Origin of the sequence: Sphingobacterium olei, assembly GCF_005048855.1 — a bacterium.
GTDB classification, from domain to species: Bacteria; Bacteroidota; Bacteroidia; order Sphingobacteriales; family Sphingobacteriaceae; genus Sphingobacterium; species Sphingobacterium olei.
Genome location: NZ_SUME01000002.1, coordinates 191,541 through 211,529, shown reverse-complemented (window position 1 = coordinate 211,529; position 19,989 = coordinate 191,541). Strand labels below are relative to the sequence as shown.

At 41.3% G+C, this 19,989-nt stretch carries 13 protein-coding genes; 12 read left to right on the top strand and 1 reads right to left on the bottom strand.

Annotation, left to right across the window (positions count from 1 at the left end; all coding sequences use genetic code 11):
- Positions 1-19 precede the first annotated feature (19 nt).
- Complete coding sequence (locus FAZ15_RS05270) at positions 20-1,261, bottom strand: ROK family protein (RefSeq protein WP_136900275.1); 1,242 nt, start codon at positions 1,259-1,261, stop codon at positions 20-22.
- A gap of 242 nt (positions 1,262-1,503) precedes the next feature.
- Here FAZ15_RS05270 and FAZ15_RS05265 point away from each other — a divergent pair, with 242 nt between their 5' ends.
- The 12 genes from FAZ15_RS05265 (at position 1,504) to FAZ15_RS05210 (ending at position 19,986) form a co-directional block, all read left to right on the top strand.
- On the top strand, positions 1,504-2,778 hold the full coding sequence (locus FAZ15_RS05265; RefSeq protein WP_238387158.1) for an MFS transporter: 1,275 nt from the start codon (positions 1,504-1,506) through the stop codon (positions 2,776-2,778).
- 161 nt (positions 2,779-2,939) lie between these two features.
- Positions 2,940-3,947, top strand: coding sequence for a phosphodiester glycosidase family protein (locus FAZ15_RS05260; RefSeq protein WP_136900274.1), 1,008 nt, complete (start codon positions 2,940-2,942; stop codon positions 3,945-3,947).
- A 5-nt stretch (positions 3,948-3,952) separates the two neighbouring features.
- Positions 3,953-5,812, top strand: coding sequence for an FAD-dependent oxidoreductase (locus FAZ15_RS05255; RefSeq protein WP_136900273.1), 1,860 nt, complete (start codon positions 3,953-3,955; stop codon positions 5,810-5,812).
- A 17-nt stretch (positions 5,813-5,829) separates the two neighbouring features.
- Complete coding sequence (locus tag FAZ15_RS05250; RefSeq protein ID WP_136900272.1) at positions 5,830-9,018, top strand: SusC/RagA family TonB-linked outer membrane protein; 3,189 nt, start codon at positions 5,830-5,832, stop codon at positions 9,016-9,018.
- A gap of 11 nt (positions 9,019-9,029) precedes the next feature.
- The gene (locus FAZ15_RS05245) at positions 9,030-10,733 is read left to right on the top strand and encodes a RagB/SusD family nutrient uptake outer membrane protein (RefSeq protein WP_136900271.1); all 1,704 of its coding nucleotides are present in this window, start codon (positions 9,030-9,032) and stop codon (positions 10,731-10,733) included.
- A 19-nt stretch (positions 10,734-10,752) separates the two neighbouring features.
- A complete protein-coding gene (locus FAZ15_RS05240; protein WP_136900270.1) occupies positions 10,753-12,453 on the top strand; it encodes a DUF5018 domain-containing protein in 1,701 nt (566 codons plus the stop codon).
- A 68-nt stretch (positions 12,454-12,521) separates the two neighbouring features.
- Positions 12,522-13,910, top strand: a complete 1,389-nt coding sequence (locus FAZ15_RS05235) for an alpha amylase family protein (protein WP_136900269.1) — start codon at positions 12,522-12,524, stop codon at positions 13,908-13,910.
- Positions 13,910-14,623, top strand: coding sequence for an SGNH/GDSL hydrolase family protein (locus FAZ15_RS05230; protein ID WP_202912322.1), 714 nt, complete (start codon positions 13,910-13,912; stop codon positions 14,621-14,623). Before FAZ15_RS05235 ends, FAZ15_RS05230 begins: the two co-directional genes overlap by 1 nt.
- A gap of 5 nt (positions 14,624-14,628) precedes the next feature.
- Positions 14,629-15,945, top strand: a complete 1,317-nt coding sequence (locus FAZ15_RS05225) for an alpha amylase family protein (protein ID WP_202912321.1) — start codon at positions 14,629-14,631, stop codon at positions 15,943-15,945.
- A gap of 5 nt (positions 15,946-15,950) precedes the next feature.
- Complete coding sequence (locus FAZ15_RS05220; RefSeq protein WP_136900268.1) at positions 15,951-17,138, top strand: copper amine oxidase; 1,188 nt, start codon at positions 15,951-15,953, stop codon at positions 17,136-17,138.
- 8 nt (positions 17,139-17,146) lie between these two features.
- The gene (locus FAZ15_RS05215; RefSeq protein WP_136900267.1) at positions 17,147-18,580 is read left to right on the top strand and encodes a calcineurin-like phosphoesterase C-terminal domain-containing protein; all 1,434 of its coding nucleotides are present in this window, start codon (positions 17,147-17,149) and stop codon (positions 18,578-18,580) included.
- Between the two features lie 5 nt (positions 18,581-18,585).
- A complete protein-coding gene (locus FAZ15_RS05210; protein WP_136900266.1) occupies positions 18,586-19,986 on the top strand; it encodes a DUF5009 domain-containing protein in 1,401 nt (466 codons plus the stop codon).
- Positions 19,987-19,989 lie beyond the last annotated feature (3 nt).

Here is a 19,989-nt window from a genome sequence, read left to right as displayed (position 1 = left end):
CTAGTGCGATTTTAAATCTCTAGGATATTACGCCTTCTGTAATCGCTAAAAGTCGATCCCTTAGTAATAAGCAAGCACCTATTGCCGCATGTTTTTCACCATGTGTAGATACAATAAGTTTGGTATCTCTATGGACGATGGATAGAGAGTATTTATTGATTGCATTTTTTAAAGGTAGGCTAAGGTATTCTTCCGATCTGGCCAATATACCCCCGATAATAATGAGTTCGGGATTGAAGATGTTGATCAGTGCGGCTACACCCCGTCCCAATTTTTCGCCAATTTCGTTGATGGCTTCAATAGACAAGGTGTCATCTTTTTTTGCCGCGTGGACAATGTCGTGAAGCCGGATGTCTTCTACGTTTTGGAATTTTTTTGTCAAGAGGCTTGATGCTCCATTTTGAATTTCTTGCAGTACCTTGTTACGAAGCGCATACCCTGAAGCTTCTGTTTCCAGACATCCTTTTTTGCCACACTTGCAGATAATATCGTTATCAAAGATGGGAATATGTCCAAACTCACCCGAAAATCCAGATTTTCCATAGTACAATTGGTTGTTAATCATAATGCCAAGTCCGATGCCATTGTCCACATTGATAAATAAAACATCTTTCTCAGTAGTCACCAGTTCGCTCGAGAATTCACCGTAAGACAGCGCTTTTGTGTCGTTCTCCAAAAAGGTCGGGATCCCGAGTTCTTTTTCAAAATAGTTGGAAAGTGGATCTTCGTAAAAATTGAAGTAACTATAGGAATAACCAGTGCGGTAGTTGATGCGTCCGGACAGATTAACACCTATCCCCAGCACTTTTTCTTTCCGTACATTATGCTTGTTGAAGAAGTCGTTGATCTCCTTACAGATATTATTGAGAGACTTTTCATTGTTTTCCAGGTGGAATGGGATCTCATCTTTGTGAGCGACGAGATCTTTTTTCATGTTGATCATCGCTATGCTCAAATAATCATGACTCACCTGAACACCTACAAAATAAGCAGAATTGGCCTCCAGACCATAGTTGTTTGGTTTTCGGCCCACATTGGAAGTTAGCTTACCATAGTCTTTTACCAATTTTTCTTCGATAAGCTCGTTTATGGAATCGTTTATCTTCGGGATACTGACATTAAATTCTTTGCTCAATTCTGCGATGGTTCCTAATTCGTGTGTGGCGAAATAAGCTAATAATTTCTTCTTAAGTTGTATATTCTTATAAGCAACACCACTGATGTTAGCCTTATGAAGATCGGAGAGAAAACTGGAGCTCATAGTTAAAATAAATCTTTTGTGCAATAGAACTTGTAAATATAATAAATATTACGATTCGTGCCGCTATTCTAAAGCATTTCTCTGTTAAAAATAGAACAATATTAAAAAAAATTAATAATTAGTTGTTTTTAATAAAATTTATTTATAAAATTGAATTCTGTTTCAGCTGTTTCTGTTAAGCTGGTATAAACAAATTGTGATAACTAAGTTCTTCTATAGGAAATACTATTAATTCAGGTAACGTGGAAAATAATCAAACAAAAAAACTAAGTCCGGCATTTTGGATACCGACAACGTGGTTTGCGATGGGGCTGCCCTTTGTGGCATTGTCGGCGGCTAGTTCTCTTATGTATAAGAATATGGGTGTATCGGATACCCAGATCGCTTTTTGGACCTCATTGATTATGTTGCCCTGGACTTTGAAGCCCTTGTGGGGCCCTTTTTTGGAACTGTATAAAACGAAGAAGTTTTTTGTATATACCACGCAGATCTTTACAGGGGTGCTCTTTGGACTTGTGGGTTTAACCTTACAGCTGGATAGCTTTTTTGCCTTTTCGATAGCTGTGCTGACGATCATTGCTATCAGCGGTGCGACCCATGATACGGCAGCTGATGGGGTGTATCTCAACGAGCTCAGTGCGAAGACACAAGCTAAATATGTGGGTTGGCAGGGTGCCTTCTATAATATCGCTAAGGTGTTTTCTGGAGGTGCTTTGGTGTATTTGGCGGGGGAACTAGAAACAACAATCGGTATTGCCAATGCTTGGATGGTCGTCATGTTTGTCTATGGTGTTATTATGGTGTTTTTGGGCTTGTATAATATGCGTGTGCTTCCTTCCAGTCAGCAAGTGGCAACAACAAGTTCGCTCAAAGAAGGTTTCGACACATTGAAAGACGTGGTGATTACTTTTTTTCAAAAGAAGAACGTGTGGTATAGTTTGTGTTTTATTGTATTCTATCGATTTGCCGAAGGACAGGCCATCAAAATTATACCTCTATTTTTTAAAGCATCTCGCGCCGAAGGCGGGTTAGGTCTCAGTACCTCCGATATAGGTTTGATGTATGGTGTTTTTGGCGCTGCAGCCTTTGTGTTAGGTTCTATAATAGCAGGTTATTACATCTCTAATAGGGGGCTTTCCCGTCGGACTTTGTTGATTTTGTGTTCGTTTTTTAACCTTCCTTTTGCGGCTTATGCATTTTTGTCCATTACCATGCCTACTGATCTGTTAACTATCGGTACGGCGGTTGTTATTGAGTACTTTGGGTATGGGTTTGGCTTTGTAGGGCTTATTTTGTTTATGATGCAGAATATTGCCCCCGGGCCTTATAAGATGGCTCATTACGCTTTTGGCAGTGGTCTAATGAACCTAGGTTTTATGATTCCTTCTATGGTAAGTGGCTTGCTGAGCGATTATCTGGGGTACAAAGAGTTTTTTATCTGGGTACTCATTGCGACTATTCCGGCTTTTATTGTGACCTGGTTGGTGCCCCTGCGTAAGCCCGAGGAGGCCGATTAATCGTTGCAGCTAACTATCGGTTTTATATAAATAAATCTACTTTATTGTTATCGTTATTGATAATATATGCTAATTATAGCATTAATTTTAAAAAAAATTAATAATAAGTTGTTTGTTTAAAATATTTTTTCTTATTTAGTAGTCTAATTATATCTGTGATTATGAAATCGATTTATTCATTTTTATTGCATATCCTTTTGTTGTTATCTGTGTCTTGCCAATCAGATATCACCAAAGAGATACCTGCTTTAGTTGATCAGAATCCTCTAAAAGAAGACCAGTCCGTGAAATTTCCTAATCACTGGATAAAGCAGTCGGGAATCGACGAGTTGAACGGGGTAGACTTGTATAAAAGCAATACGACTGTTGGTGTCAAGAAAACAAATATGTATGTGATGGTGATTGATCCAGCTAAAGTGGAGATGAAACCAATATTGTCTTCTGCTATCTATGGCAAAAGGGTGTCCGCATATTACAACGATGAGCCGGGTACAGTATATGCAGCAGTGAATGGTGGATATTTTTGGGACGGGACATCGTTGAGCGTGGTTCGCTATAATGCAGAGATTTTATCAGACAATATTCGCGCTATTTATCAGACTTACAATGGGCAAAATACAGCGTATTATCCAACACGAGCTGCATTTGGAATAGACATAAATAACAAGCCTACTGTAGGGTGGGTGTATAGTATTCAGAATAAAGGCCCTCTCTATATTTATCCTCAGCCTAGCTCCAATGCTGCAGGAACTATCCCGCAGCCTATGCCTACAGCCAGCTTTCCCACCGGAGGAACTTTATGGGATGCTCATTCGGCGATCGGTGGATCTCCTATGTTGGTCAAAGATGGTGCAATAAGATTGACAGATAAAGAGGAAATGATATCCGTAGACAATACATCTTCCAGACCTAGGACGGCGATTGGTTATCTGGAAAATGGTTTGGTTTTAGTTTTTGTTGCAGAAGGTGGCAATACAACGGAATCTGTCCCGGGATTAACATTACTAGAGGTTGCCAATCAAATGATGGATTTAGGTTGTAAGGGGGCCATAAATTTAGATGGCGGTGGTTCTTCTACTTTATATGTAAACAATAAACACACGATCAAACCTTCTGATCCTTCAGGAGAAAGGACAGTCAAGAGTGCCTTAGTTTTTAAGAAAAAATAATTTTTATGCGTGTACTTATATTTTTTGTATTTAGTTTTTTTGCTTTTCAGGAGGTTTTTGCTCAATTAAAAACGGATGTGATTATCGTCGGTGGCGGTGCTAGTGGAACGATGTCTGCGATTCAGGCCTCTAGACTAGGTGTAAGTTCTATCGTGATAGAAGGGACGGTTTGGTTGGGAGGAATGTTGACATCGGCAGGTGTTTCTGCCATAGATGGCAATCACCAGTTGCCATCAGGCTTGTGGGGTGAATTTCGTGAACATCTTTATGCACACTATGGAGGGCCAGAAGAGGTGCAGACGGGATGGGTGAGTAAAACCTTATTTGAACCTTCTGTCGGTAATAGTATTCTGCAAAGGATGGTGAAAGAGGAGAAAAATATCCAAGTTTTTTTCGAGTCTCGTTGGTCTGACGTAAAACGTGTAAATGAGGGCTGGACCTTAAAAGTGACAACAAAAAATGGTAAGACCACGACCATCGAAGGAAAGGTGTTGATTGATGCAACAGAGCTTGGGGATATAATGGTTGCACTGCAAGTGCCCTATTATTTGGGTATGGATAGTAAGTCTTTGACCAATGAACCTTATGCTTTGGCAGAAGCGAATGATATTGTACAGGATCTGACCTATGTGGTGACCCTGAAAGATTTTGGAAAAGGAGCCAATAAGACAATTAAACAGCCAAAAAACTATAACAAGGAAGAGTTTGCAGGAAGTTGTGATGTGTCGGATCCAGCCACCTTAAATAAAGACAATAATGATTGCTTTAAGATGTTGACATATGGACGCTTGCCTAACAATAAATTTATGATCAATTGGCCGAAAAAGGGGAACGATATCTATTTGAATATCATCGAAAAGACACCGGACGAAAGAGAGAAATTATTGGAGGAAGCGAAGCAGATGACATTACGGTTTGTCTACTACATTCAATCGGAGCTTGGTTTCACAAACCTGGGGATAGATTTTGATGAATATCCGACAAAAGACGGTTTTCCGATGATCCCTTACCACAGGGAGTCCAGGAGATTGCAGGGTAAGTCGTTATTTTCTCTGCAGCATGTCATGACTCCGTTTGATACGCCTGAAGCGTATTACCGTACGGGCGTGGTTGTGGGCGACTACACCGTGGATCACCATCATTATAAATATGGTAATGCTCCAGAAATCGATTTTGTCAAGATACGTGTACCTTCTTATAATGTACCTCTTGGGGCGTTGCTACCGAAGAGCTATGAGGGATTAATTGTGGCAGAGAAAAGTATAGGGGTAAGTAACATTGTGAATGGCGCGACACGTCTACAGCCTGTGGTGTTGGGGATCGGTCAGGCTTCGGGTGTTTTAGCGGCGCTAGCCGTAAAACAAAGCAAATTACCGTCTGAAGTATCTATCCGAGATGTACAATCGACGTTGCTGGATCACAAGGCGTATATCATGCCTTACATAGATGTGCCACCCACAGATCCTCAATTCAAAGTGCTGCATAAAATCGGTGCTACGGGCGTCTTGAAAGGTACGGGTATTCCGTATAAATGGGCAAATCAGACTTGGTTTTATCCAGAAAGGGAAATCAGTGAGTACGAATTAATGCAGGGTTTACGCTTGTTTTACCCAGAATTGGAATCCAACTGGAATGCTTCGGGTGAGGCGCTTACGGTAAAAGGATTGCAAGAGATTTTAGCTTACGTTAAAAAAGAATTGACGCTCCCAGAGATCGGTCAAACGCTTCGAAAGGAAGGGTTTCGCGGCCCTGTTGAAGCCGCAACATTGCTCACCCGTAGATGGACGTCCGTTTTGCTGGATACACACCTTCAGCTTTTCGACCAGCATGTAGATTATAAAGGAAATATTATACAACAAAAATAAATTTTAAACCCTTAATTATGATGAATTTAAACTTTAAATCGTCTTATCTTTTTAAGACATGCTGTTTGTTTTTCATGCTCATGCAGGTTTTTGTCGTTCAAGCACAGGTTCAGGTGAGCGGAACTGTTCATGGAGATCAAAATGTTCCGATTTCAGGAGCTACTGTAAAACAGCGTGGAACAACGAAAACGGTTTTGACCGATGGAAGTGGAGCCTTTCGATTGAATGTAGAGCGTTATCCTGTAGAAATCGAAGTAACGTATATTGGTTATCAAACAAAGTCTTTAACCATTACAAATAGTAATGCGGTAACTGTATCGTTAGATAGCGAAACTTCAGAAATCGATGAAGTCGTGGTGGTTGCCTATGGTACGCAGAAAAGAAGGGATGTTGTTGGTTCTGTTGCCCAGATTAATGGTGACGAAATTAAAAAAGCCCCTGCTATGAATATTACAAATACTTTGGCAGGGCGATTACCGGGATTGGTCTCTTTGCAGACTTCGGGAAGACCAGGGAACGACGATGCAACGCTCTATGTACGAGGTATTAGTACGTACGGGAGCAATAGAACGCCTTTGATCATTATTGACGGTATTCAAAGACCATCCTTTAGTCATTTGGATGCCTCAGAGATCGAGGCGGTTACGATATTGAAGGATGCTGTTGCTACTTCCACTTATGGCATTCAGGCGTCCGGCGGAGTTATCCTGATTACGACCAAGCGCGGAAATACAGGTAAACCGCGTTTCTCGTATGATGCTGCATTAAATATCGGGCAAAATACGCGTTTTCCTAAATATTTGAATGGACCAGACTATATGGAGTGGTTTAATAAGGCTATTGAAGTAGATAATGATTACCGTGAGCAGAATAACATTGCCGCCATACCTTATCTTTATGCTCCGGAATGGATTGAAGCAGTCAGAAATGGGACGAATACAAATCCATTACTCGGTGATACCGATTGGGTAGGTATGCTGTTGGCAAATAATAGTAAATCACAACATCATGGTCTAACTATTGACGGTGGTACCGATCGCGTTAAGTACTTTACTGCAATTGCTCATTTGGATCAGGACGGCGTTATCAAGAATACAAACTTCAAGCGCTATAATATTCGTAGTAATGTGGAGACGAAGATCAATGACTACATTACGGTAGGCGTTAATCTGGGCTTGCGTCAAGAACAGACAAATACGCCGGGTATATCTCCCGATCATGGAGCTTTTTCGAGCCCTTTTGATCAAGCAGTACGAATGTTACCCAACGTTCCCATGTATGCGGAGAATGGATTGCCTATTACCTACAATGCCAATGGAGGATACGTCAATCCGATTGCTTCAGTCGAAAAATCTGGATACCAACGAACGAGGAGAAATGTACTAGAGGGAACGGCAAATCTGAACGTGAAGGTGCCGGGAGTCGAAGGATTAGAGGCTCGTGTTATTGCGTCTTATGATGTGGCAGGTAGGGAACAAAAAAGTTGGTTGACCCCCTACGAAACGATGGGGTTAGGACGGGATCAGGTCACAGGAACTTTTCTCTACATGAATACCTTGCCGGGAATTACAAAAAATACGTTGAGGCAGAACTATAGTGCGAATTATCGTAAATCGTTCCAACCAGCAGTTAGCTATAACCGAACATTTAACGAAGATCATTCGTTAGGAGCCCTATTGGTTTACGACTGGTCTCAAGCAAGCAGTAATATCTTTTCAGCAGGTGTCAGTAATTTGCCGATTACGCTGATTCAAGAAATGGATTATGGTAGCGTTGCTACTGATGATCAGATAAGACCTACGGGTTCATCTGGATTGGTGGATTCGAGAGCTGGTTATATTGCACGATTGAATTATGGATACAAGGGACGTTACTTACTAGAAGCTGTGTCTCGTTGGGATGCGTCGATAAATTTTGCGCCACAGTATCGTTGGGAGATCTTTCCTGCGGCTGGACTGGCTTGGGTAGCCAGCGAAGAGAATTTTGTTGCGGATAACTTTTCGTTTCTTGATTATCTAAAATTCAAAACCTCCGTAGGGCGCTCAGGAAATGACCGTCAGGGATACGGAAGTTTTGCATATTTACAGACACTTTCTCAAACGGCTAGTCCGTCGGTTGTTGTTGACGGGGAGCCTGTTAGAGCGGTATTTACTAATGCGTTATCCAATCCTGATTTGAAGTGGGAAACCACGACTACCTACAATGTAGGGTTTGAGTCCATCTTTTTGAATGGAAAGTTTGGATTTGATTTTGAATGGTTTTACAAGTACACAAAAGATATCTTAGGAAGTCCTACTGGGCTTTATCCTATGTCGATTGGCGGGTACTATCCGTCCATTGTAAACATTGGAGAATTTGATAATCGGGGATTTGATGCACAGCTTCGTTTCAACGAAAGCTTCGGGGATTTTAAGGTTCGTTTGACTGGTAATCTGAATTGGTCTCGTAACCGATACTTGAAATTCGCTGAAGGGGATAATATTACTTCTTGGCAAAGCTTGATCGGTAAACCGTTGGGTACAAAAATCGGTTTTATCGTAGACGGTATGGTACAGACTTGGGATGAAGCTAGAAATACACCGTCGCCTTCATCGGGCGTAGTTGCTCCTGGTTTTTTCAAATATAGGGACTTGAACGGTGATGGAAAGATCACCAGAAATGACGACATGACTTATGTGGGACGGGCAAATGTACCAGAACTTATGTATGGCTTTAACATCGATTTATCTTACAAAGGATTCGATTTGGCGGCCTTGTTTCAAGGAGCCGGTCTATCTAGTGTAAATCTTGCGGGAACTTATGCCAGTGGGGTCGACGATAACACCAATTATACCCGGACATTTTACGGATATGGAAATTCACCTTACTTTTTAGTAGAAAATGCATGGCGGCCGGATAATACCGATGCTGAGTTCCCAAGGCTCACGGCGAATAGAGGTTTGTTTTCTCCCCACAATGCCCATAAAAATTCCGCATGGGAGAGAAGAAGCGATTATTTGCGGTTAAAGTCTCTGCAATTGAGCTATACATTTCCAAAAAAATGGATGTCAATTGCTTCGATAGAAACGCTCAGGATACATTTCACAGGCTCTAACCTAATGACTTGGGACCACCTGAAATATTTGGACCCTGAAATGCCGAATGTCAACAACGGCTTTTATCCACAGCAACGTATATATGCTTTTGGCGCTAATATTACCTTTTAAAAACACTGACGATGAAAAAGACAAAAAAAATAAGCCGATTTCTTGCAGGGCTCGCTTTCATAGTAGGAATATCACCTTTTCAAAGCTGTGATATTGATGTAATACCGCAAGATCGATATGTGGAAGAATTAATTTGGAGCGATCCGTCCACAATAGAAATGTATGTGAATGGCCTGTATGCTGAGTTTAAGACCTTTGAATTTGGTCGAATATCGAATCTAGGTTATGATAATGCTACCGATGCTTTGACGGATATCATGAAGTACAATTCGACGACAGCTGGAAACGGAACAGTTAATATTCTTGCTTCCAATGCCAATCAGTTCGGTCCGGGTAGTGTAGGGATCAATTACTGGGGTAATGGATATACCAGAATTCGTAGAATTAATGAATTTTTGGATGGGTTGTATACTAAATCATCGTTATCCGATGGAGATAGATTGAAGTATGAGGCTGAAGCCCGTTTTGTCAGGGGGTATACCTATTTTTGGTTGCTCCGCTTACATGGTAGTGTTATCTTATTGGATAATTTATCACAATACGCTACGAAAGACCATGCACGCTCTAGTGAAGAAGATGGTTGGAATTTTGTTGCCGCAGATTTTGCCTTTGCAGCGGAGCATTTGAATAAAACCAATTTGTCAGGAAGGGCTACTAAAGGAGCAGCGTACAGCATGTTGGCACGCGCTTGGATCTATGCGGCATCTATAGCGGAAAATGATCGGAAACAGTTCAACTCCGATCCATTGACTGGTATTCCGCAGGAAAAAGCGTTGGGCTATTATACCAATGCGATGAATGCGGCCAATGAAGTGGTCAAGTTGGCAAATGAGGGATTGTACGAATTGGATGCTAACTTTGCCTCAATATTTCATAATAAAAACACGAAAGAAGCCATCTTTCGCGTGGATTTTTCTGCGCCATTAGTAAGACATCAATACGATCTTGGATTTGCTCCACCACGAGATGCGGCAGGTACACTGGTTTACGGTGTTCCAACAGCAGAGCTGGTGGATGAGTTTGAGATGAAAGATGGAACCAAGTTTTCTTGGGGTAACCCTACTCACCAAGCAAATCCATATGCAAACAGAGAGCCACGCTTTTATGCGACGATTCTGTTCAATGGAGCCAAATGGAAGAATAGAACAATTAATACAACGGAGGCGGACGCGGTAGAAGGTATCGTGCAGTACGGTCTATCAGGAGACCCGAAGCGTACTGTGACTGGGTATTATACTAGGAAATTATTGGATTCAACAAATACAAATTTTGTTGTCAATGGAAGTACACAAAGTTGGATAGAATTGAGGTACGCTGAAGTGCTGTTGATATTAGCGGAGGCTCAAGCCGGAGCAAATCAATTGGGCGATGCGGTAGGTACGCTTAATACGCTTCGTGGTAAAAGAGGTCTTCCCAATGTGTTTTCAAATACCAAGGCCGGTGTTATGGAGTTGATCGAGCATGAGCGGATAGTAGAACTGGCATTTGAAGGGCATCGGTTCTGGGATTTACGACGGTGGAGAAAGGCCCACACGGTACTGAATGGGGTGCAGTTTACAGGACATAAGGTAGTTCCGGCAGGTAACTCATTCAGTTATGAAGTTGTATCTGCCGACAATACAAACCGGAGCTTTACCGGGGCATTGTACTATTTGCCTATTCCCGAAGCAGAAGACTTAAGAAACAATGCCTTAGATCAAATAAAAGGATGGTAATAACGTTAGAAAAAATAAAATGAAAAGACTTGATAAAAACATAAAGATATTCCTTTTTCTAATAGGGACGCTATCTATATTATCCTGCCAAAAGCCGGAATATAGAGACCGGTATGAGGAAAATCTCATCAGTGATATATTTGCTACCCATGATGGAAGAGGGAGAGACCGTTTATTTGAAGCAAGGGTAGTTGATGATAAAATTTATATAGACGTAGATTATTATCATCCTATTGATTCGGATAATGAGGTAAATCTGTCTAAGCTGTTTCTACGTGCCACAGTGCCTGCTGATGCTACAGTTTCCCCTTCATTGAGTGAACTTTGGGATCTCACGACACCTAAACAGTTAACAATCACATCTGGGGCTGGTTTGACTAAAACATATACCGTCATCGCGAATAAGCAAGGCAATACAGATGTTTCTAATGCAACGTTGAAGTTTGAAGACGTAAATGGAGATAATCAGGAAGTATCTGCTATTATTATTGGCAGTAATATCAATTTTTCGCTCGTACCAGGGACGGTCATGAATAATGCAAAGTTATCTTATACAATCAATAGACATTCTTCCGGCTCTGTAGCAAATAACGGAAATATTGATTTGAGCTCTCCTAAACCTTTTACGGTTTCGTCTGTAGGCAATGCAAGCAAGCAGTATACGCTTCAGGTTGTTGAGGCAGTGAAATTGGCTAAAGGTATTCGTCCCGGTAGTGCTAAGATTATGTTTGCGAAAAAGCTGAAAAGTGACTTAGGTATTTCGGTAGACAATATGACGGGTGGTATTGCAGCGACAGGTCGCTACGTGGTATTGAATACAAGAGATCAGAATAGTATCTACATCGATGCGTTTACCGGAGCGAAAGTCGGGGAAATTGATTTAGGTCCTGTTAGAGGTAGTCTTCGTAATTTCTATACAACAGCAGATGATGCAGGGAATATTTTTGTGTGTAACTTGACTCAAAATGATGGTAATGTATTTAATATATGGAAGCTATCTTCGGTGACGAGTGCCCCTCAATCCTTTATCTCATGGACTACCACTGGTGCTTATGGTAGAAAGTTGTCTATTATCGGAGATGTAAATACCAACGCTATCATTACTGTACCGGTAGTGGGGGCTTTGTCTAGCAATTTCGCCCGCTGGAGAGTAGTGAACGGGAGCTTGGTGTCGCAAACACCCGAAATCGTCACGATATCGGGATATTCTTGGAGTAACAACAATATTGACGTGATCTATACCTCGCCAACAAGCATCACTAGCGAATACTTTGCTGTTGGGTATGCCGGCAGTAATCCGATAAGTAACAGTTTGGCTAGGGTAAATGGCGCGACCAACTCCGTCATGACTACCTTAAGCCAGTTAGGAACCAATTTTATCAGTAACGCGGTAGATTATATAACATTCAACAATGGGAAGTTTGTGTCATACAACCATGTAAATGGCCAGCCTTGGGGTTCCGCAGATCAGGTGTATCTGATCGATGTTGATGGTGGGTTTTCCGGTGATCCTTCTCTTTCTCCTTCGACAACTCCAGGATTAGTATGGGCTGCCGAAAAGGGCAAGTACGGATGGGTGGCTGGAAATGTACAAAATGGTAATGGAACCGGCGATGTTGCGATGACGGTCTCTGAAAATGGCTACTTCTTGTATTTATACTTTATGTTTACCAACGGATATGTGGTGGGCGTACAGTTTGATTGTGTGGATATTCAGTAAACAGAACGAGCGGTTAACTATGGCAATACGGAACTTCATATTCCGTGTTGCCTTTAAAAATTTAAGATATGAGACATACATTATTTATTTGGGCAATTGCACTCTTCGCAATGGTGTCCTGCTCAAAAGATGAGAACCCTGATAAGAAAGGCCCGGATACGGAAAATCCCGATCCAATTGAAAATAAGCGAGAAGTATTGGTTTGGGTCGACGCCAGTTCTAATGTTTTCGGAACCTATGGACGGTTTGATACTAAGGAGGGAATCACTGAAATCTTGGATATACTAAAAGATGTAGGAACTACAGGCTTGGTTGTAGGGGTAAAAGCAAGTTCAGGCTATACCATGTATCCCAGCGAGTACACAACGGAGGTTACCCAACGGGATGGAAAGACCCGATTGACCGATTATGTTCCATTTATAGTGTCGGAGGCAAAGAAAAGAAACTTTAAAGTGTATTTATCCATAACAACCTTTGTAGATGGTGATCGTAGGGGATTTGGCTATGTCTATGATAACCCCACCTATAGAAGCAAGTACGAGTCGATTGTGGTGAAGAATACCGCAGGTGAGTTAGGGCCTATTTCCGAAACGGGCAAAAATATTTTTGTCAATCCTGCCGCTCCTGAGGTTCAGGAACGAGCTTTAAATATTGTAAAAGAAATTGTACGTAAGTTCGATCTAGACGGGATGATCTTGGATTATGGTCGCTATACAGATGTTTCTGCTGATTTTTCGGAGATAAGTAAACAGCAGTTTATTTCATTTTTGGAAACTAAATATAACGATACACAGGCGAAAAACATGAATTTCCCAACTGATATTGTCTCGTCTTGGCGGGAAAATTCGGGACAAATACTTCCAGCAACAACAGGTAAGTATTATAAACAATGGTTGATTTACCGGGCACAGGTCATCAAAGATTTTATGATTAAAACTCGGACGGCTGTCAAGACGATCAAACCCAATGTAGAGTTTGGCGTATATGTGGGCGGTTGGTACAGCACATACTATCAAGTGGGCGTAAACTGGGCTAGTAAGGATTACGATCCTTTTCAGGACTTTGAAGTTCGCTTTGACTGGGCGTCACCGGGCTATGGTGCTACTGGTTATGCCGAAGAGATGGATATATTGATGACCGGCAATTACTTCACGCAAATTAAGTTGGCTGATAACCCTGTTACGTCGACCATGAAATATCATTGGTGGAGCATCGAAGGATCACTGAATGGGGCTTCTTATATCACTCGAAATAAAGTGCCGCTATTTGGTAGTCTAGATATCGGTAATGTCAGTTATGCCAATACGGGTGAGATCACGAAAGCTATTCGTTACGTCTTGTCCAAGACCAGCGGCGGTATTATGTTGTTCGATGTGGTACACATGTATGCCCCGCAATACAATCAGCTCAAAGAGCCTTTGTTTGATGCGGTCAAGGCAGGTATTAAAGGGAATTAATGATGAGGAGAAGTATCGGAATACTTGTGCTATTGTTGAACTTCGGTTTGATGATAGGTACATCTTATGCGCAAGAAGTCGCCGAACAACATCGGGAAAGAATCAAGCAGTTAAGTCCGTCTATCGAAAAATTCGAAGTTGAAGATGCGAAGAACGGCGTTGCAACTGGAGGTATCCTGTTCGTGGGAAGTTCTTCTTTTACGCGTTGGTATCATCTGCAGGAGTCTTTTCCGAACCATCAGGTTCTTAACCGGGGTTTTGGTGGTTCGCAGCTGTTTGATATACTTTACTTTTTTGATCGGGTGGTGATGCCTTACAAGCCATGCCAGATTTTTTTATACGAGGGGGACAATGATATCGCTTCAGGAATGTCTCCGGAGGAGTATTTGGAGGATGTCATCACATTTGTTCGCTTAGTCGAGGTAAAACTGCCCGGTACCCGGATCAGTATACTATCGACCAAGCCTAGCCCCGCTCGTGTGAAATGGCAGACTAATTATTTGAAAGCCAATCAACTCGTGCGAAATTATACAGAAACTAAACCACATCTTCAATATGTCGATGTAGCCCAGATATTGTATGACCAAAAGGGTGTACTCCGTCCAGAACTGTTTGTGGAAGATCTGATACACCTGAATAAAAATGGGTATGACATATGGGAATCTATTATAGCGCCTTATCTCGATGATAAGGCATTAAAAACAAAGAAATAATACGAATGAGATATTTGATTGCATGTATGATATTGGCTTTGGGAGTACTTTTCAGTAGATGTACACCCGATGGAAGTCAAGGAAAAGAATTCGAAGATAGAAATATCTTGTGGTTTGATGCTACGGCCAACTTTGATCGGTTTTGTGATAAAGATTCTATTTTGTTTTATCTTCAAAAATCGAAAGACGTAGGTATTACGGATGTCGTGATCGATGTGAAGCCGATCACGGGCGAAGTTTTGTATCCCAGTAAAATAGCTCCTGTCATGACGTCGTGGGGCAAGAGTAATGTAGTCAAAGATACCACATGGGATATGCTGGCCTTTTTTATAGAAGAAGGACATAAATTGGGGTTGAAAGTGCATGCCTCTACCAATGTATTTGTTGCTGGGCACAATTTCTTCGACCGGGGTGTGGTGTATGCCGATAGCCTTAAGGCGAAATGGCAAACCTTGTCTTATCTTCCTCAAGGCTTGACCCCTATATCTGCGCAGAAGAACAAGTATTCTACGATGTTGAATCCCGCTTTACCAGAAGTACAGGGATACCAGCTTTCGATTCTCAAGGAGCTTGTGGCGATGTATCCCAAACTAGATGGAATAATCCTAGATAGAGTGCGTTTTGATGATCTGAATGCTGACTTTTCCCTTGCGAGCAAGGAAATATTTGAAAGCTATATTGGTAAAACAGTAGAAAATTATCCAAATGACATTTTTTACTTTGAGGAAGCCAAACGGAAAGAAGGACCACTCTATAAAGATTGGTTAGAATGGCGAGCTAAGGTTATCCACGATTTTGTCTATACGGCACGGCAAGAGCTGAAATCTATCAATCCCGATATTGTCTTTGGTGACTACACGGGTTCATGGTATCCTTTGTATTTTGATGTGGGTGTGAACTTCGCCAGCAAGGAATATGATCCGGACAAAGAATTTGACTGGGCGACACCTAAGTACAAAGACTATGGATATGCAGAGGCTTTAGATTTGTTTACGACCGGTAACTACTATTTTGAAGTAGAAAAATCGGAGTTATTGGCACAAGCAGATACGACAGAGAAAACTCTAGAATCTGGTCTTGTCGTGAAGAAAGAAGACTGGTATACGGTAGAAGGGGCTGCCGAATTGGTCAATCGTGTGACGATGGGCAAAACACCTGTCTACGCAGGGTTGTATGTGGAACAATATAAAGATCAGCCAGAACAGTTTGTCAAGGCATTGCAGATGTGTCGCAAAAAGTCTCAGGGATCGATGATTTTTGATATCGTCCATATCATTAATTATGGATGGTGGGATCAAGTTAAAGCCGGTTTAGAAGATTAATTTTTATGATGAAATCGAGTATATTACTAGGGCTGATTGTTGCGGTTTTTGTACAAGGTGCAGCAGCCCAAACCAAGATCCCTGCGGATAAAATAACTAAAATACTGGTGTCTGCCAAACGCGGTGATGTCGTGGTGTTGGATGACTTCCTGACAATGGATTTCCCAAAGATCAGCTATGATAAAACGGTAGTTCCAGGCCCGCAATATATCATCTCTGATGATCCTGAATATATACGTATTCCAGAAGCAATAGCCATGCAGGAAAGTGTCGATCCAGGTGCGGTGCGACTGTACGTATATAATGTGAATGGCGTGAAGGAACCTCAAAAAATACCAAGGAAAATAACTGCGGTAATAAAGAATATGGGTAAGGAGAATATGCATTTGAGGATGTTGAGATATTCTTCTCAAAAGCCGAGCCTGAATTACTTCCATATCGGCAAGCAAGGTCTATACGACTATTTCACTTCTTATGTGGAGAATCATGTTCGGACAGTCAAACCGGGAGAAGTCATTGCGATTGACGAGCAATTGGAGGAGAACGTGGTACTTTACGATGAGTTGGTTCATGGATTTTATGAATTTGTTGTCGATCAACCTGGATTAATCAGCGTGCTGCAAACATCGCCAGAGAAGGACGGTCCGAATGCTTTTCATGAGATTGATACGATCATACCGTTTAGCCATGTGAATGCGGGTCGCGGTATATTTCCAATATCTAACTATAAAGTCACAAATAAAGATATCGTAGATACAAAGGATGGAGTATCCCAATTGATCGTAGCGGATGGAGAGGATGACCCTTGGATTACAGGGACAATAGGTGACAGAAAGGAATTTGCGAAAAATGCAGGCAATTATGGTGTGTTGTACAATACCCATATCAAATGGAAAAGTACGGATGGCAAAGGATTGGCATTGATTACCTGGAATTGTCGATCGGCGGATAACCAATGGTGTGGCGGCATGGGGTTGACCATGGAAATGTTCGATCAGGAGGGCAATAAATCCGTAATTCAGTATCCTTCCAATCAGTTGGTTACGAAAGCGGCTCCTGAAGCGATTTTGCTTGGTGTATATAAGCCAGATCCTACGAAGGATATTCAAGAGATTAACTTTACTTATTCTCCTCCAGGAGCTTCCTGTTTACCAACACCGTTAATTTTAGTTCCTATAGACCTTGTTAAGTAATTTTTGTGATGGTTTTTCGTAGATTACTCTATTTCATTTTTCTTTCTCTATTTGGCTTTGCTCACGTGCATGGACAATCCCGTATTTCTGGATATGTACTTGATGACAAAAAAGAGGGGGTTGAAAGTGTAGTTGTAAGCTGTGGTGTTCATATGGCTCAAACGACAAAAAAGGGATACTATGAACTAGAAGTTTGTGCCGATGAACAGTATGTGCAAATCTCGGTTCCAAAAGGCTATTTGGTTAAAAACGAGGGTACCGTCCCTATATTCTTTCAAAAGATGGATGTAAATAAAAAAGTTTACAATTTTCATTTGATAGAAAACCAAAAGGATGATATTAATCATGTTTTTTTTGCACAGACAGACGTGCAGGCTGCAAGTGAAGCGGAATATGATCTATATCGAGAACACATCGTTTCGGATATGCATGCTACAATTCGTCAGTATACATCCGAAGATGTTTTTGGGTTGGATTTAGGGGATATCGTAGGAGACAAACCGGATTTGTTTCCTTACTATCTCCAGTCCATGAAGTCATTGCCTATGCCCTTCTTTCGGGCGATTGGAAACCATGATATGGCGTATTGGGGACGTTCTCATGAAACCTCCGAGAGACACTTTAACAAGCATTTTGGTCCGACGGTGTATTCTTTTAATAAAGGTAATACTCATTATATCGTATTGAATAACAATTTCTTTATTGGTAGAGAGTATTTTTATATGGGTTATATTGATGAAAAAACTTTCAAATGGCTTGAAAGAGACCTGTCGTACGTTTCGAAAGATCAATTGCTCTTTCTCATTCTTCATATCCCAACCCGTCAAGGAGAAAATAATTCGTCTTTTACCTACAACTATTCGAATATTGGCGGGCAGACGGTTAATGCATCGGCTTTATACGATGTGCTCTCTCCTTATAATACCCATATTCTATCAGGACATATGCATTGCAATTTAAACGTCGTCCATAAAGAAAATCTTTTCGAACATGTTACTGCAGCTGCGAGTGGAACCTGGTGGCAGGCGGATATATGCACAGACGGTACCCCAAGTGGGTATGCTGTATTTGAGGTCAGTGGTAATGAAGTAGAATGGTACTACAAGAGTGCTGGTTACGATCGATCGCATCAACTGCGGGCCTATTACGATGAGGAGACAAACTGCGTAATAGCAAATGTGTGGAACTACGATCCGAAGTGGAAAGTTGAGTGGTTGGAGAACGGGATCGATAAAGGGAGTATGGAGCAGTATGTAGGAGTGGATCCATTAGCAAAAGAGTTGTTTTCGGATAAGCGTAAATTAAAGTACGATTGGATAAGCCCTTCTTCAACTAAACACTTGTTTCGTACAACAGCAATAAATGCTGACTATGATATAGAGATTCGTATAACGGATCGATTTGGTAAGGTATATACACAATCTTTAAGTAAAAAGAGATAGAATATATGACTGTCAATAGGAATTACGGCATAGACTTCCTTAGGGGGATTGCCATCATCGGTATGGTGCTGGCTGCGGTTATCCCGTGGACAAGGGATTTCCCTGGATGGATGTATCATGCACAGGTGGGACCTCCAGATTTTAAATTTAACCCTAACAATCCGGGAATCACATGGGTTGATTTGGTATTCCCATTCTTTTTGTTTTCTATGGGGGCAGCATTTCCTTTGGCATTACGAAGTAAGCTGCTAAATAAGCAGTACGGGACAATTTTATTTGGTTTGATGCGTAGGGGACTATTGCTGGTGTTTTTTGCTATTGTACTAGCTTATTTAACGCCCGAAAATTTAACAGCTGCGAATTGGATCAATTACTTGACTGCATTGGTTACATTTTTTGCTTTCTTCTTGGTCTTTATGCGTTTTGATGGGAGTCTAGTAAAGAAATATGGCCTACAGCTTCTGGGATTTCTATTGATTGGTAGCTTGGTATGCTACCATAGTGCCGTTGTGGGCAATGCCTTTGACAAGGCGAAGAGTAATATCATTATTTTAGTGTTGGCCAATATGGCCATCTTCGGATCCCTATGCTGGTTGCTGACAGCGGGTAGTTTTGTAGCGAGATTGGCTATACTTGTTGCTTTTATTGGGGTCTGGTTCTCAAAGGATGTAGAGGCTAGCTGGACACAAACATTATGGAGCTTCCACCCGTCGGTCAACTGGTTCTATAACTTTTCATTTTTGAAATATTTATGCATCGTGTTGCCGGGGTCTATATTGGGCGATCTGCTGATACAGCATAAAGCAATAGCGAACAATAATTATTCTGGAGAGGACAGGTCAAAAGTTGGATTGTTAAGCCTGTTAAGTTTGGCATTTGTGGTTTTTCATATGGTCACCTTGTATATGCGCTTACTACATCTGAATTTGCTTGGACATATGCTGTTTGTAGTATCGTTCTATTTATTTTTTAAACGAAATAAAAACGGTCAATTCTCTTTTTATCGACTATTGATAGGCTGGGGAATAGGGTTTGCATCTGTAGCCTTGTTTTTCGAGCCACTGGATGGAGGAATAAAGAAAGACCCCTCTTCTTTCAGTTATTGGTTTTTGAGCAGCGGGCTGGCTTTTGTCTTCTACATATTCTGTGACTATTTGACCAAGAATTTTCCCAACAATAGGGTGATATCTGCAATAGTGAAAAATGGACAAAATCCGATGATTGCCTACTGTGTGTCTGCTTTTTGCATTACGCCTATTTTGGGGTTGCTATATATGCTTCCTGTGTTTGATCAGTTAATGGATGTAAGCCCTTATCTATGGCTAGTGAGGACTGCACTCTATGTTTTTTTGATGGTGTTGATAACGAATGTGGCAACAGATAGGAAATGGTTTTGGCGTTCATAATGT

Excerpts from the sequence above, each read along its gene's own strand:
- FAZ15_RS05270 (WP_136900275.1), bottom strand. The coding sequence starts at position 1,261 with ATGAGCTCCAGTTTTCTCTCCGATCTTCATAAGGCTAACATCAGTGGT.
- FAZ15_RS05260 (WP_136900274.1), top strand. The coding sequence starts at position 2,940 with ATGAAATCGATTTATTCATTTTTATTGCATATCCTTTTGTTGTTATCT.
- FAZ15_RS05255 (WP_136900273.1), top strand. The coding sequence starts at position 3,953 with ATGCGTGTACTTATATTTTTTGTATTTAGTTTTTTTGCTTTTCAGGAG.
- FAZ15_RS05250 (WP_136900272.1), top strand. The coding sequence starts at position 5,830 with ATGATGAATTTAAACTTTAAATCGTCTTATCTTTTTAAGACATGCTGT.
- FAZ15_RS05245 (WP_136900271.1), top strand. The coding sequence starts at position 9,030 with ATGAAAAAGACAAAAAAAATAAGCCGATTTCTTGCAGGGCTCGCTTTC.
- FAZ15_RS05240 (WP_136900270.1), top strand. The coding sequence starts at position 10,753 with ATGAAAAGACTTGATAAAAACATAAAGATATTCCTTTTTCTAATAGGG.
- FAZ15_RS05235 (WP_136900269.1), top strand. The coding sequence starts at position 12,522 with ATGAGACATACATTATTTATTTGGGCAATTGCACTCTTCGCAATGGTG.
- FAZ15_RS05230 (WP_202912322.1), top strand. The coding sequence starts at position 13,910 with ATGATGAGGAGAAGTATCGGAATACTTGTGCTATTGTTGAACTTCGGT.
- FAZ15_RS05225 (WP_202912321.1), top strand. The coding sequence starts at position 14,629 with ATGAGATATTTGATTGCATGTATGATATTGGCTTTGGGAGTACTTTTC.
- FAZ15_RS05220 (WP_136900268.1), top strand. The coding sequence starts at position 15,951 with ATGATGAAATCGAGTATATTACTAGGGCTGATTGTTGCGGTTTTTGTA.
- FAZ15_RS05215 (WP_136900267.1), top strand. The coding sequence starts at position 17,147 with ATGGTTTTTCGTAGATTACTCTATTTCATTTTTCTTTCTCTATTTGGC.
- FAZ15_RS05210 (WP_136900266.1), top strand. The coding sequence starts at position 18,586 with ATGACTGTCAATAGGAATTACGGCATAGACTTCCTTAGGGGGATTGCC.